At 62.8% G+C, this 15,947-nt stretch carries 6 protein-coding genes; 5 read left to right on the forward strand and 1 reads right to left on the reverse strand.

Features of this window, described 5'->3' with window-relative positions; all coding sequences use genetic code 11:
- Window positions 1-16 precede the first annotated feature (16 nt).
- From H2O77_RS11035 to H2O77_RS17925, 5 genes are all read left to right on the forward strand, one after another.
- A complete protein-coding gene (locus tag H2O77_RS11035; protein WP_240548582.1) occupies window positions 17-2,383 on the forward strand; it encodes a capsular polysaccharide biosynthesis protein in 2,367 nt (788 codons plus the stop codon).
- Between the two features lie 258 nt (window positions 2,384-2,641).
- The gene (locus H2O77_RS11040) at window positions 2,642-3,856 is read left to right on the forward strand and encodes a capsular biosynthesis protein (protein WP_215823054.1); all 1,215 of its coding nucleotides are present in this window, start codon (window positions 2,642-2,644) and stop codon (window positions 3,854-3,856) included.
- A 132-nt stretch (window positions 3,857-3,988) separates the two neighbouring features.
- Window positions 3,989-4,873 (forward strand): SDR family NAD(P)-dependent oxidoreductase, encoded by an 885-nt coding sequence (locus H2O77_RS11045; RefSeq protein WP_240548583.1) that lies wholly within the window; start codon window positions 3,989-3,991, stop codon window positions 4,871-4,873.
- Window positions 4,874-5,251: 378 nt separating this feature from the next.
- Window positions 5,252-6,973, forward strand: a complete 1,722-nt coding sequence (locus tag H2O77_RS11050; protein WP_215823055.1) for an LTA synthase family protein — start codon at window positions 5,252-5,254, stop codon at window positions 6,971-6,973.
- Window positions 6,970-15,180: a type I polyketide synthase gene (locus H2O77_RS17925; RefSeq protein WP_240548584.1), complete on the forward strand. Its 8,211-nt coding sequence runs from the start codon at window positions 6,970-6,972 to the stop codon at window positions 15,178-15,180. Before H2O77_RS11050 ends, H2O77_RS17925 begins: the two co-directional genes overlap by 4 nt.
- A 108-nt stretch (window positions 15,181-15,288) precedes the next feature.
- Here the strand turns inward: H2O77_RS17925 and H2O77_RS11065 are convergent, their stop codons facing one another.
- Entirely contained in the window at window positions 15,289-15,684 is a 396-nt protein-coding gene (locus H2O77_RS11065) for a helix-turn-helix domain-containing protein (protein ID WP_107334472.1), read from the reverse strand.
- Between the last annotated feature and the right edge of the window lie 263 nt (window positions 15,685-15,947).

Here is a 15,947-nt window from a genome sequence, read left to right on the forward strand (position 1 = left end):
GAAACGGACACCCTGCATGCTGAAGGCGGCAATGAACCAAGGATGGGAGCTTCTCATGCGTGCTCTGCCCTGCGCCTCTCACGCTCGGCACGGATCAGCAGATGTCACGAATGACGCGACCTCTGGGGCATCGCTCTGTTTTTCTTCAGGTATTTATCGCCAACCACTTCTTGCCTGCTTCATTCCCGAGTTGCTGCCACTGACAAGAGGGCCTACACCCCTTTCGTGTCAGAACAATGACAACTCACCTGCCTTCAAGGATTTATCTTTCGCTGCCAGGCGACGTGCCCCGACAGGTACACTGAGCGAAAAAAATGTAGGAAAAGAACAACACCCATCAGCGAGCGAGGCTGATTCTTTGCCAGAACTCGGGGCATCGAAAGGGATAAATACTGCGCCAGAATTCGCGGGCCAGAAATCATCGACAAACATCATGCGCGTCGTCGGCTGGGGACATAAACCCACGGCGAAACGTGCGCGCCAATATGCGCTTGAACATGGATTGCCCTACGTCGCGTTGGAGGATGGTTTCCTGCGCTCTCTGACCTTGGCAAGCGCCGGTTACCCAGGCATGGCGATGGTGGTCGATCACCAAGGCATCTATTACGATGCGCGCCAAACGAGCGATCTCGAGCAACTGATCAAGGAAGCGCCGACGCGCCAGACAGAGGCATTGCTGGCCCGGGCGCGCGCGGCTATCGAAAGCCTGCGCATGCATCGCTTGAGCAAATACAACCATGCACCAGAGCGCAACCTGCCAGCCCGAAAGCCTGGCATGCAGCGACTCCTCATCGTGGACCAGACCGCCGAGGATGCGTCTGTCGTGGGTGGCATGGCCAACCCAGAGACTTTCCTTGCCATGCTGAGGGAGGCCTGCGCCATCGAAGGAGCCGAGGTGTGGGTCAAGGTGCATCCGGATGTGATCGCCGGCAAGAAGCGCGGCTATCTGCTGGAGGAGGCGCGCAAGCTTGGCTGCACGCTGCTGAGTGACGACATCAACCCCTGGTGCCTGTTCGAACAAATCGATGGCGTCCATGTCGTGACCAGCCAGCTTGGGTTCGAGGCCCTGATGGCAGGCCTGCCGGTGACCTGCCACGGCATGCCGTTCTATGCCGGCTGGGGCCTGACGGATGATCGGCAGCAATGTCCGCGCCGAGGCCAGTCACGCACGCTTGAGCAGATGTTTGCTGCGGCTTATCTCGAATACAGCCGCTATGCCAACCCCTATACCCAGCAGGCCGCGACGCTCGAAGAGATCATTCAGCTGCTTGCAGACCAGAAGCGAATGGCTACCAGACTGGCAGGTCACTGGCAGGGGCTCGAGTTTTCTGGCTGGAAGCAGAAGTTCATCGGTTATTTCCTTGGCCCCTGGTCTCAGCTGCGTTTCGAGAAGAAGCCTGAACGCGCGCTGCAACGTCTTTCTCCGCAGGACACCGGCTCGCCCCCCCAGAGAATATTGAGCTGGGCTGGCCGTACGCCGCCAGAGCGCCAGGCGCAGGTCAAAGAGGCAGGTGGTGAACTCTGGATGATGGAAGATGGCTTTCTGCGCTCAGTCGGCCTGGGTGTCGACCTCACCCGCCCCCTGTCGCTGGTAGTTGACGACAAGGCCATGCATTTCGATGCCAGTCGAGCCAGCACGCTAGAAGAGTGGCTGGAGCATCATGAGCCAAGTGATGCAGAGCTGGCCCGTGCACGCCGACTGAGAGAGCGCATCATTTCGCTAGGGTTGAGCAAGTACAACTCTCAGGACGACACGTTGCCCGACTTACGAGAGCTTGCTCAGGATCGGGAGATTGTCCTTGTGGTGGGCCAGGTGGAATCGGACGCCTCCATTCGCCATGCCTGCCCCGGCATTCGTACCAACCAGGCTTTGCTTGAGGCGGCGCGCGAATTGCATCCTGAAGCTTACGTGATCTACAAGCCGCATCCTGACGTTGTATCAGGAGGCCGTGTGGGAGAAGTATCGCAAACGCCCGGCACCTATGACCTCGAGCTTTCAAAGGGCAATATCAGTGATCTGTTCACACAGATCGACCGCCTGCATACGCTGTGCTCGTTGGCCGGCTTTGAAGCCCTGATACGAGGAGTGCCCGTCACGACCCATGGCCTGCCCTTCTATGCCGGTTGGGGGTTGACCGATGACCAGATCGACTGTCCAAGACGGACGCGCACCTTGAGCGTGGATGCCCTTGTCGCTGGTGCGCTGATCGAATATCCGATCTACGTGGATCCCGATCGGGGGGACTTATGCAATGCCGAAACAGTTGTCACGATACTTGAACGCCAACGAACCATGCTCAGAAATGGCACCATGCGACTTTCATTACCCTGGAAAACCCGGCTATATCGCGGCTATCGAGCATTGTTCATCGGGAAGCACTGACTCATGGAACATGGACGTCTGACACCAATCCTCAGCCTCACGCCACCAGCCGGTGCCGGCATGCCTGTCAGCACAAGGCTTGGCCAGGCGTTGGAGCGGATCATGGGCGATGGCGCTCTTGCAAAGCTGTCTGATGATACCGTCTTGACGCCCCCGCTGAATCAGCCTTCAGCCCCTCTCATCAGCGATGGTTGGGCAGCATCGAAGGCACCCGATATCCAGCTGCGCCCCCGTGAGGGGGGACGCCGGCGCGTCTTCATGTTGCTGCAGGGGGTGTGCTCGCCCTTCTTCCTGCAGCTGGCGAAAAAGCTCAAGCAGGATGGCCATGAGGTCATCAAAGTCAACTTCAACAGCGGTGACAGCTTCTATTGGCGCCACGACAAGGCGTATGCCTATCGCGGCAAGCTCGAGGACCTAGGGGACTGGATCGCCGAACTCTGGCGCAAGCATCACGTCACGGATCAGGTGCTGTTCGGCGACCGACGCCCGGTACATCGTGATGCCGTGCTCAAGGCAGAATATCTCGGCATCCGTACCCACGTGTTCGAGGAGGGCTACTTCCGTCCTTACTGGGTGACGCTGGAGCGCGAAGGTGTCAATGGCCACTCCCTGCTGCCACGCGACCCTGACTGGTTCCGTGAGGCAGGCAAGCATCTCGAAGATGCCCCCACGCCGCAGCGTTTCCAGGCACCTTTCAGTGAACGTGCGCGCCATGACATCACCTACCACCTGGCGGGAGCGGCCAATCCATTGCTGTTCCCGCGCTATCGGCCACACAGCATTCACGCCGTGCAGGAATACGCGGGCTATGCGACACGGTTGCCCTTGATGCCCTGGTACAAGCGGCGTGATGCGAAGCGTATCGATCAGCTGATGGGCAGTGGCGCGCCCTACTACATGCTGCCGCTGCAGCTGAATACCGATGCCCAAATACGTCATCACTCGCGCTTCGCCAACATGCAGGAGGTCATTCAGCGGGTAATGAAGAGCTTCGCCCTGAATGCGCCACGCGGTGCACGCCTGGTGATCAAGAACCACCCACTCGACATGGGGCTGGTGGATTACCCGGGGCTGATTCGCTCATTGGAGCGCCGCTACGACCTGATCGGGCGTATCGTCTACCTGGAGAGCGGCAACCTGGAGAAGCTGCTGCAGCAGGCCAAGGGCATGATCACGGTCAACAGCACGACCGGCAACGTGGCGCTGCAGTATCGCTGCCCGACCTTCTGCATGGGCGACCCGATCTTCAACTTGCCGGGCCTGACCTTCCAGGGTTCGCTGCATGATTTCTGGACCCAGGGCCAGCGCCCTGACACGACGCTCTTCCGACATTTCCGCAATACGGTGATTCATACCGTGCAGCTCAATGGCGGCTTCTACTGCAAGCCGGGCATGCAACTGGCCGTGTTGGGCGCCTCCAAGATACTGTGCGCCGAACGCTCGCCGCTGGAGAATATGCTGAGCCGCTGCTGAACATGCAAAAAGACTGCTGGACCACGCAATAACGGTGAGACACGCCAATGATGGCAGCCTCTCTCACCCGACCATAACGAGAAACGCAAGGGAACTGCCGACCTTCGGTGTCGGGATTCAAGGAGACCAAAGATGACGGCCATGCCCCCCCAGCAGCCAGAGCCTACCGACGCTGAACGCGCCGCTGGCAATCACCGAGCGGATAGTCGACCTGCAGAGAGCGACGCCAGTGCGAAAGCCGCGCAGGATGCCAGCCGCCTGCGGCGCGTCCTGATCACCGGTGCCACGGGCGAGATCGGCGGCGCCCTGGCACGCGCCTACGCCGAGACGGGCACCACGCTGATTCTCACCGGCCGCAAGCAGCGCAAGCTCGATGCGATCGCCAACGACTGCCGCAAGCTGGGCGCCGAGGTGGAATGCACGGTACTCAATCTGTGTGATGAAGAGACCCTGTTCACCTGGCTGGATGAAGTCTGCGCGCGCGGCGTGCCGGACATCGCCATCGCCAACGCCGGCATGAATACCGATATCGGCCCCCAGGGCAACGGAGAGCGCTGGGAGGATTCACGCCGCCTGCTGCAGACCAACGTGATTGGCACGCTGGGCATGGCTCACCATCTGGCCATGGCGATGAAACAGCGCGGCAGTGGCCAGCTGGTACTGCTCAGCTCCCTGGCGGCCTGGCATGGCCTGGCATTGACGCCCAGCTACAGCGGCAGCAAGGCGGCGGTCAAGGCGTATGGCGAAGGCCTGCGCAGCTGGCTCAAACCCCATGGCGTGGGTGTCACCGTCGTCATGCCCGGCTATGTCACCTCGCCGATGTGTGAAGCCATGCCAGGACCCAAGCCCTTCGAGATGCCACCCGAGAAGGCCGCACGCCGCATTCTCAAGGGCGCAGCGCGTAACCGGGCGCGTATCAGCTTCCCCTTCCCGCTCAACTTCGGGTGCTGGTGGTTGAGCGTCCTGCCCGCCGGAATCTCCCAGCGCCTGCTCGGGTGGTTCAATTACACTCATTGATCGGGGCTTGCGTCTTCGTGAGCCTGAGCTGTGAGCCGGCCCGCCATGCGCAGCAGGCGATGACTCAGCGTTTTTCCATTGTCATGACAATGAGTTAGCGTAATACCCCAGTACCTGCCACTGGAGTACATCGTGCAGGATCGATGGGAAAGACCGTGGCGGGAACGCCATAGCGGCAGTTGAACACGCTGGAACGATCAGGATCTGGACACCAGAGCGCCTGAAAATACTGCGGCGAGGGGCCGACTTGTCACTCCCCTGGCCGCCATGGATCTTGATCAGGGTCGAGTACTCGACCGGACACTACACAGCCCCTGCGACGACAGAGGCTAACGAGGTCGGCATTACATGGAGTTTGTCATTGCGTTTGTGTCTTTCATGGCCGGGCCACTGCTGGTCGGCCTCGGGTTGACGCTGGGGCTTGAGCATCTGCTGCTGAAACAGATGACGACACCGCCAGCCGCATTTTGGCGTCGCCCCGTCAGCGCCCGGCTGGCACATGTCGGGTACTGGTGCGCCAGCTGGTCTCTGTGCACCATGATTACCCAGCGCCCTTGGTTCTCGCTGATCGTCGTCAATGCGCTGTGGCTGGTGGTACTACAGGTCAGCCACACCAAGTATGTGTCGCTGCGCGAACCCTTCCTCAGCCAGGACTTCGAGTACTTCACCGACGCCATCAAGCACCCGCGCCTGTACATCCCCTTCTTCGGCATCGGGCTGACCATCGCCGCGACCACGGCAGGGGCGCTGGCGATCGGTCTGGGGCTCTGGCTCGAGCCCGCGCTGGGCTTCTCCGCCGCCTACTCAGACAACGCCGCTCTATGGCTGGTGCCGCTGATCAGCGTACTGATCGGCGCGAGCGTCTTGACCTACGCCCTGGGCAACCGTCTGGCCAGCAAGGTAATGCTGGTCCCCGAGTTCGACCTGAGCGAGCTGGGCATGGTGGCCTATCTGCTGGCCTATGCGCGGCTGGCGCGTCGCCCGCTGACGCCGCTGCGCAATCCGTTGGAGGAGGCACAGCGCGAACTCGACGCCACCTTGTGCGAACTCGATGACGAGGACGCCACCAAGGCACTGCCCCATGTCGTCAGTGTGCAGAGCGAGTCCTTCTTCGATGCTCGCCGCGTCTATCCCCGGGTACGTGACAATCTGCTGCCGAACCTGGACCGCTGCCACTTCACCGCCCTGGCCCAGGGCCTGCCGTGTGGTCGTCTGGCCGTGCCGGCCTGGGGCGCCAATACCGTGCGCACCGAAACCGCCTTCTTGACGGGCCTGACCGCCGAGGAGCTCGGCGTGCACCAGTTCAACCCCTACCATCAGCTGGCGCATCGCGCCGTGCCCAACCTGGCCGCCAGCTACAAGGCAATGGGCTATCGCACGATGTGTATCCATCCCTATCCCGGCACCTTCTATCTGCGCAATCAGGTGCTGAAACAGCTCGGTTTCGATGAATTCCTCGACATCGCCCACTTCAGCGATGCCGACAAGAGTGGCCAGTACATCAGCGATGCCGCCGTGGCCGCCAAGGTCGAAGACTGCTTGCTGGAAGCCGGTGACACGCCGTTGTTCATCCAGGTGATCACCATGGAGAATCACGGCCCGCTGCATCTGGAAACCTTCGACCGCGCACGTCTGCAGGAGTGGTATGACGGAGACCTGCCGGAGAACTGTCAGGAACTGGGCATCTATCTGCGCCATCTGGTGAATGCCGATGCGATGATCGATCAGCTCACCACCACGCTGGCAAGACTGCCGCGCGGCGGGCTGCTGTGTTTCTATGGAGACCATGTGCCGATCATGCCCGAGGTCTATACGACCCTGGGCGAGCCCAATGGCGTGACCGACAGCTTCATCTGGTCCAGCGCCTTGCCGGAGTCCGACGACACCGCCCGCCAGACCATGGCGGCCGTGCGCGACAAGGACCCGGAGCTGATGGAGTGGGCCCTCGACTGCGAAGGGCCCTTCAAGACTGACGAGCAATGCCGCAAGGGCGACCCGCGCGTCATCAATATCGATACATTAGGAAGTGCGCTGCTGAAGGCGACCGCGAAACATGCTCGCCACAGTGCCGTGACTCAGAAGTTCAGGAGCTTGTCATGACCCGACGCGTTGCCATCATCGGCGCAGCCAGCCGTTTCCCCGGCACCACTCAGGCCACCCTCTGGGACGACCTCCTGGCCGGCAAGGACATGGTGACCGAAGTCGCCGACGACCGCTGGAGCAAGGAGTCCCTCTCGCACCCGGACAAGAAAGCCCCGGGCATGAGCTACAGCTTCGCCGCAGGTTCACTGGGTGACATCACGGGCTTTGACCCCGCCTTCTTCGGCATCAGCCCGCGCGAAGCCGCCAGCATGGACCCCCAACAGCGCATGCTGCTGGAGATGAGCTGGGAAGCCATCGAGCACGCCGGCATCCCGGCCGAGAAGATGCGCGGCTCACGCTGTGGCGTCTTCATGGGCATCGCCAGCCTGGATTACTCCTATCGCATGGCGGATGACCTCAGCGCCATCGGCCCGAATACCGCGACCGGCAATACCTCCAGTGTAGCTTCCAACCGCCTGTCGTATGCCTTCGATCTGCACGGCCCGAGCCTGTCGCTGGATACCGCCTGCTCTTCTTCAATGGTCGCCTTCCATCAGGCCTGCCAGTCGATCAGAAGCGGCGAGACCGACATGGCGCTGACCGGCGGCATCAGCCTGCATCTGCATCCTTACGGCTTCCTGATCTTCTCCAAGGCCACGATGCTGTCGAAGACCGGGCGCTGCCAGGTATTCGATGAAGCCGGCGACGGCTATGCGCGCTCCGAAGGCGGCGGTGTCTTCCTGCTCAAGGATCTCGATCAGGCTATCGCCGATGGCGACCGCATTCTCGCCGTGGTGGCGTCTTCCGTGGTCAATACCGACGGCTACAAGTCCGGGCTGACCGTGCCCAACCCGTCGGCGCAGACCCAGTTGATGGAGCAGGCCTGCGAGCAGGCCGGCATCAGGCCGGACGAGATCGACTATCTCGAGGCCCACGGCACCGGCACCGCAGTCGGTGACCCGCTGGAAACCCGCGCCATCGGCGCGGCCATCGGCCAGAAGCGCTCCAGCCCGCTGCCGATCGGCTCGATCAAGAGCAACATGGGTCACCTGGAAACCGCCTCTGGCGTGGCAGGCCTGGCCAAGGCACTCGGCGTGATCGCGCACCGTGAAGTGCCCGCGACGATCAAGATCGAGCGTCTGAATCCGAAGATTCGCACTGACGAGTGGAATCTGGATATCGTCACCCAGCCGCGCAAGCTCAAGGCGGACGGGCGCCTGGTCGTCGGCGTCAACTCCTTCGGCTTCGGGGGCGCCAATGCCCACGTGCTGCTGGAAAGTGCCCCCGAACAGTCTGAAGCGCAACCGAGCAGTGAAGGTGAACAGACGCCGCCGCTGCGCCTGAGCGCCCGTTCGCCACAGGCGCTCAAGCAATCCGCGCTGGAGCTTGCAGCGCACCTGCGTGAGCTGGCCGCCCACGACATGGCACCGAGCCTCTACGATCTCGCCTGGCAGCTGGCCGCCCGCCGCGAGCACCATGTGCATGGTGCCCTGCTCAGCGCAGACACCTTCACTACCCTGCTTGAGGACCTCGACATCCTCGGCAGCGAAGGGGATCTCGGTGACCATCCGCGCATCACCCTGGCAGACCGGCTGCCGGCATTGCCGAGCGCCAGCGACAATGGTGCATCGCCACGCCAGGGCGCAAAAGTCATCAGCAGCGTGCAGCAAGAGCGCGGCCCGGTGTTCGTGTATTCCGGCAATGGCTGTCAGTGGGCCGGCATGGGCCGCGCCCTGCTGGAAGAATCCGCCAGCGTGCGCGCCTGCCTAGAGCGCCTCGATGTCGCCTTCCGCGACTTCAATGGCTTCGAGCTGCTCAAGGAGCTGGACGGCAGCCTGAGCGAGAAAGGCGAGAACCGCCTGGACGCCACCGAGATCGCCCAGCCGACGCTGTTCGCGCTTCAGATCGCAGTCACCGAGTGGCTGATCGAACGCGGTATCCGCCCTGCTGCCGTCACCGGTCACAGTGTCGGCGAAGTCGCTGCCGCCTGGGCCAGTGGCGCGCTGACGCTCGAACAGGCCACCCGCGTCATCTTCCAGCGCAGCTACCACCAGGGGCGTACCCGTGGCACCGGCGCGATGATGGCCGTCGGCCTCGGCGAGTGCGAAATGCGCGAGTGGCTGGAGCAGCCGCAATGGGCGTCGCTGTCACTGGCCGGCATCAATGGCCCGCGCGGCACCACCCTGGCCGGCGAGCGTGAGCTGCTGGAAGCGCTGAGCAAGGAGCTCTCCGCCCAGGGCACCTTCGCACGGGTGCTGGGTCTGGATTACGCCTTCCACAGCCCGGCGATGGACCCGATCAAGTCAGGCCTGCTCGAATCCCTCGACGGCCTGACGCCCCGCGCCACCCATACCCCGTTCATCTCCACCGTCACCGGCAGCGTCATTGCCGGCGAGCAGCTGGATGCACGCTACTGGTGGGAGAACATCCGTCAGCCGGTCATGTTCGAGGCCGCCGTCACCTCACTGGTCAACTGGCACTCCGAGGCGGAAGAGAACGCTGTCCTCGGCCGCCATCGCCTGCTGATCGAGATCGGCGCGCACCCGATCCTGCGCAGCTACCTGAACGACATCCTCAAGGCGCGCAGTGAAGAGGCGCCCGCCGGCCAGGTGCTCGCCAGTCTCGACCGCCGCCATGCCGGAGTAGATGCCCTGGAGCACCTGCGCGGTCGCGTACTGCTCTCCGGCGCCGTCGACATCACCGGCCTGTTCCCGGTCGCCGGCCAGTTCGTCGAGCTGCCAAGCTACCCGTGGCAACGCATCCCGTGCTGGCTCCAGACCACCAGCGAAAGCCAGCGTCTGTTGGATCGTCATTACGTGCATCCGCTGCTCGGCTATCGTCTCGCCCAGCAACGCCTGACCTGGGAAGCCCAGCTCGATACCCAGAAGGTCGCGTGGCTGGCCGACCACCAGGTCGGCGAGAGCGCCGTCTTCCCGGGGGCAGGCTATCTGGAGCAGTGCCTGGCCGCCGCCCACGAATGGCTAGCCGCCAGCGCCGATGCGGACAGCCTGCCCGACGTGCTGGATCTGGAAGACTTCGAGATTCGCGCCCCGCTGCTGCTCGATGACAGCACCCTGCGCCTGACCCGCCTGTCACTGGACAGCGCCAATGGCGCAATGCGTCTGGAAAGTCGTGAGACTCGCGCAGAAGATGCCTACAAGTGGAACCTGCACGCCGTGGCGCGCGCCTTCACCGCCACCCGTGGACGCCTACTGGAGCGCACTGCACCGATCATGCCCTCTCGCGCCGCCGATTTCGGACGCGATGAGCACGTGGCCGCTGCCGCACAACTCGGCCTGCATTACGGCCCGCATTTCCGCGCCGCCGAGCAGATCTGGGTCGACGCGGGCGCCGACAATCACGCACCGGGCACTGTGCGTCCGCAGGTGTTGGCCCGTTTCTCGCTGACCGAGGAAATGGTCACCCAGGACGCAGACTTCCACCTGCACCCCGGCGTGCTCGACAGCGCCTTCCAGCTGTTCATTCCTCTGCTGGGCGTGCTCAAGGGCCAGATGGCGGCCAACAATGGCATGGCCTTCGTGCCGGTGCGCGTCGGACGCCTGCAGGTGCGTGAGCAAGTACGCGCCTCGCAGATCGTCACCGCGCGTGTCGTGCTGCGCTCGCGTGGCCCGCACTCCCTGTGTGCCGATTTCGAGCTGTTCGACGCCGAAGGCCGCGCCGTGGCAGTTGCCGAAGAGGCCCGCTTCCGCGCCGTACGCCTGGGACGTGATGGCACGGCGCATCTGGATTACCTGGATATCGAACTGACTTCCGCACCGCACCCGCTCACTCAGCCGTCCGCACCGGTATTGGATCTCGCAGGCTTGGTGAATGACGCCATGCAAGCCACAGAGGCTGCCGATGGCGATGAGGATGGTGATGCGAATGTTGGTGAGAGCGACGCGGCCGCCAGCGCACAGATGCTGATGGCCGACAGCCAATGTTTCCGCGATGAGTTGGAGCCGCTGCTCGACAGCCTGATGCTCGCCAGCGTCCAGGAGACTCTGCTGCGTCACGCCGCGCCGGGCGACCCGGAGCTTGCCCACCTGGATCACGAGGCACTGTCGCGCTGGCAGCGACGCTGTCCGCTGTTCAGCCGTGCCCTGCTCGACTGGGCCGAATCACAAGGCCTGACGGAAGCACTCGACAACGGCGACTGGCAGATCAACTCGCTGGATCTGCCCGCCGCCAATGACATCTGGCAGCTGCTGGTACGCGACTACCCGGGCCAGTTCCCGCTGACGCATGCCGCCGGTCGCCTGCACCTGCATCTGGATGAATGGCTCAATCGCGGCATGCCGTTGGACGGCGCTCAGTCAGAAGGGACTCAGCTGGACGGCACCGCTGATGAAGCGGTGGCAGATCGCGAGGCACTGCTCTCGACGGACGCCAGTGCCGCACTGGAACATCTGCGCCAGCCACTGATCCAGACGCTGCTCAAGACGGCGGTCGGCAATGCCGGCTGGCAGTGGTTGAGCGCACAGCTCGATCAACGCATCAGCAGCGCGCTTGCCACACTGCCTGCCGGCAAGCGCCTCGATGTGCTGGAACTGGGTGCCGGCGGCCCCTGGCTGGGCCAGCGTCTCGCGACACTGCGCGAGGCGGATGCACGCAACGGTCGCTACGCCGCGCTGGATTACCGCTTCGTAGCCGCCAGTGCCGGCGCCCTCAGTGAAGCCAATCGCCTGCAGGATGACTTGCCGCTGATCGACGTGATCGCGGGCGAGGCCTTCCAGGACACAGCCCCGACCCACAAGACGCAGCTCGCCATCGTGCATCTGGACTTCGAGGCACCGTCACAGGCGCGCGAGCTGCTGACAGCGCTGATCGCACGTCTGGCCCCCGGCGCGCAGCTGCTGCTGTGTGGCTGTGAACCGGCGGCCTGGGCCGGGCCGATTCTGGCCCTCGATGATGGTGAGCAGCTGCGCAGTCATCCGGGCAATGCGCAATGGCAGCGTCTCTTGACCCAGCTGGGCCTCGACATCGAGTCACCAGCGCCTGGCAGCGATAGCCTGGCCAGCCATAATCAGGGTACTGAAACATCAGGCGCCTGGTGGCTGTCCGCGACACTTGCCGCTCAGGCACCGCTTACGGCTCTTGCGAAAACCGCTGAAGACCAAACGACGGCAAGTGAATCAGTCGAGAGTGAATCAGTAGCAAGCCAAGCCGCCACGCTTTCCATCGCGTTGCTGGATTGCCCGCAGGCACCGGCGAATCAGGCACTGCTGACGCGCTTGAGCGACTCACTGACCGCGCGTGGTCATCAGGTCAGCCATCAGCGCCTGTCAGCCAACCTGCCCGCGGACGTGTCAGCATTGATCGAGCAGCTTGGCGACGTTGATCACCTGATCGCGCTGCCCAGTGCTGCGGCGACAGCTGAGCAGAATGGTGCGGATCACACCAATGCTCTCCAGTGCGCACGCCAACAACTGCTGACGCAAGTCGCCCAGGCCTTTGACAGCGCCCAGGAGCAGGACGACAGCCGCGTGGCCCCGACCCTGTGGGTGCTGACACATGACGTGGCGACGCTGTGGCAGACAAGCGACGCGCCCGCAGCGACCCCGCCAGCGGACGCGGCCAGCTGGGGCTTTGCACGCAGTCTGGCCAACGAGAGCCAGTCGCTGGCCATCCGCCTGCTGGATACGCCGACGCTTGAGCACGATGCCGCCTACACGCCGGCCTTGATGGGCGCGCTGGTGCAGGAACTCGAAGCGCCGGACCACGAACAGGAAGTGGTGCTGGATGCCACCGGCGCGCGCTTCGCGACACGCCTGCGTCAGGTGGCGGCGCCTCAGCAGGCCGCTGGTGGCGAGAGTGCCCGCTTGCAGTCGTCAGGCTCGCAGACATCAGCCTCTAAAGCCCCAGGCGCTCAGCGCCCCGCCGTCAGCCTCGGCTTCAGCCAGCCCGGCCAATTGCGCAATCTGGAATGGCAACCACGCATTCTGCCCGCCGTGGCAGCCGGCGAAGTCGAGGTGCGTGTCGAGGCGACCGGTCTCAACTTCCGCGATGTCATGTACACCCTCGGCCTGCTGTCGGATGAGGCCATCGAGCACGGCTTCTCCGGCCCGAGCCTGGGACTCGAGTTCTCCGGCATCGTCACTCAGGCCGGTGCCAATGCCGAATTCAAGGTCGGCGAGCGCGTGGTCGGCTTCGGCCCAGCCAGCTTCTCCGACCGCCTGGTGATTGCCGATACGGCGCTGGCCCATGTGCCCCACGGCGTCAGCCTGGAAGCCGCAGCGACCATCCCGACCACCTTCTTCACCGTCTACTACGCGCTCAAGCATCTGGCGCGGTTGGAAGAAGGCGAGAAGGTACTGATTCACGGCGCCGCCGGCGGCGTGGGCATCGCGGCATTGCAGATCGCCGAGTGGCTGGGCGCCGAGGTGTTCGCCACCGTCGGCTCGCCGGCCAAGCGCGACTTCCTGGCGCTGATGGGCATCGACAACGTCTATGACTCGCGCAGCCATGGCTTCGCCGAGGATATCCTGGCTGATCTTTCCGCACGCCAGCAGCGCGATCCATCCGTCGATGCCCGCGGTGTCGATGTGGTGCTCAATTCGCTGGCCGGTGAAGCCATCGCCCAGAACCTGCGCGTGCTCAAGCCGTTCGGGCGATTCTGTGAGCTGGGCAAGCGCGACTTCTACGAGAACACCCCGATGGGGCTGCGTCCGTTCCGCAATAACCTCAGCTACTTCGGCATCGATTCCGATCAGCTGATGAAGGAATGCCCGGGCCTGACCACGCGCCTGTTCCGCGAGATGATGGCGCTGTTCGAGGACGGCACCCTGGCGCCGCTGCCCTACACCACCTTCGATGCCAGCCAGGTGGTCGAGGCCTTCCGCTACATGCAGCAGGCCCGCCAGATCGGCAAGGTCGTCGTCACTCAGCGCGTCGCCGAACACGCCGCTGAGCAGACAAGTGCGGGGGCGGGTGCTGCTGCAATGCCCCATCAGCGCGACGCGCTAACGGCCAATCAAAAGACACTGACGATCGACCCGGCTGGCAGCTATCTGGTCACCGGCGGTCTGGGCGGCTTTGGCCTGCGCAGCGCCGAGTGGCTGGCTGCAATGGGCGCGCGTGAGCTGGTACTGCTCGGGCGCTCCGGTGCGGCCAGTGAAGAAGCGCAGCAAGGTGTCGCGCGTCTCGAGGCCCAAGGCGTAAACGTACATGCGCTGGCCTGTGATGTCGCCGATGACGCCGCGTTGTCAAAGGTGTTCGCACGCTTCGGCAAGTCCGCTAACAGCGATGGTATCGCCCCGCTCAAAGGCATCATTCATGCCGCCGCGGTAATCGATGATGCGCTGATTCGCCATCTCGATGCCGAGCGCATCCAGCGCGTGATGACGCCGAAGCTGGAAGGTGCTCGCCTGCTGGACCGCCTGAGTGCCGAGCATGCGCTGGACTTCTTCGTGCTCTACTCCTCGGCCACCACCCTGTTCGGCAACCCGGGACAGAGCGTCTACGTGGCGGCCAACCACTGGCTGGAGGGCCTCGCCGCCAACCGTCGTGCGCGTGGCCTGCCCGCCACCTGCGCACGCTGGGGCGCGATCGAGGATGCCGGCTTCCTGGCACGCAACGAAAAGACCCGCGAAGCACTCAAGAATCGCCTCGGCGGCGACGCGCTGATGGCAGACCACGCACTGGCCTGTCTCGGTGAGATGATCAGCGCGGATCAGCAGGCCCAGGCACTCGGCCTGCCGGGACGCTCATTGGGCGTGCTGGAACTGGACTGGGGCGCGCTTGCACGCTTCCTGCCGACCGCCGCCACGCCCCGCTTCGAGGAAATCGCCCGCCGCGCCGGTGAGGATGACAATAGCCAGGCGCAGCAGGATGATATCGCCGCGGCACTGGCGGGCCTGTCCGGTGAAGCGCTGCAGACCGCCATCGTCGAGATTCTTAAGGGCGAGCTGAGCAAGATTCTGTTGATCGACGCCAGCGCCATCGACGTCAACAAGAGCGTCTACGACATGGGCTTCGACTCGCTGATGGGGGTCGAGCTGATGACGGCGGTCGAGGCGCGCCTGGGGATCAGCATTCCGGTGATGATGATCAGTGAAGCCGCCACCCTGTGGCGACTCGCGGAGCGCCTGATGCACAAGATGGGCAATACCGACGGCGAGGAGGCCGAAAGCAGCGCTGAAGACCAGGCCATGGCGCAGCTGGTGAAGCAGCATGGCGGCGAGACGGCCACGCTGACAGAGCGGGGAGAGATGGTCAGCAAGTAGTTAAACGCTAGCTAGCTACGGCAAGGCGCCGACTTCCTGGTGCCTTGCCGTTTTTCTATAGCGGAATCGACAAGGTCATGTTCACATCCATAGGAGATGACCTTGACTCTAGAGGTAGGGGGAAAGCTTGTCTGACCTCTGAAAGCGTCGCAAGGTCGTCAGACTTATCTTCTTTCCATAGTTCGCTTCAAAGTAGAATTGCACTTTGACAAGATCATGATCATGTTCGAGCAATAACGCTGCTATTTGCCCCATATCCTTATCCGAAAATCTCGGAGGGCGCCCAGGCCTCTGCTTGTCCCTCAGAAGCCCTAGCCTCTCAACCTGCCACTTTTCCTTCCACTTAGTGATCGATTCCCGTCTAACGCCTAGCCTAATTGCCACAGTTTTATCATCATGTCCCTCGTCTATCATTAGCAATGCAGCAGCTCGTAATGCCTCTCTTCGCCCTTTCTTCTGTTGGGCAAACTCACGCAATATCGCCCGCTCATTCGTGTCTAGCATGACCGCTTCCTGTTGGTACACCGACACCTCCTCTTGCAGATATCAGCTCTAAATCAGACATCAATAGGTACATACCGATATCTTAGCCTCCACCAATCATGCTTGGTATAGCCTCACACCAAAGAACCCTTTTCGACTATAGCTTATGTTAATTGACCATGTGTTCAAAAAATCACCATCCTCGTTTACTCATCGTTAAGAATATTATCAAAAAAATAATAGCATCAAGCATTAGATCTAATTATTTAGTCTAGCCAAAAAAT

It is taken from the genome of Cobetia sp. 4B (genome assembly GCF_018831605.1).
In the GTDB taxonomy this organism is placed as follows: domain Bacteria; phylum Pseudomonadota; class Gammaproteobacteria; order Pseudomonadales; family Halomonadaceae; genus Cobetia; species Cobetia amphilecti.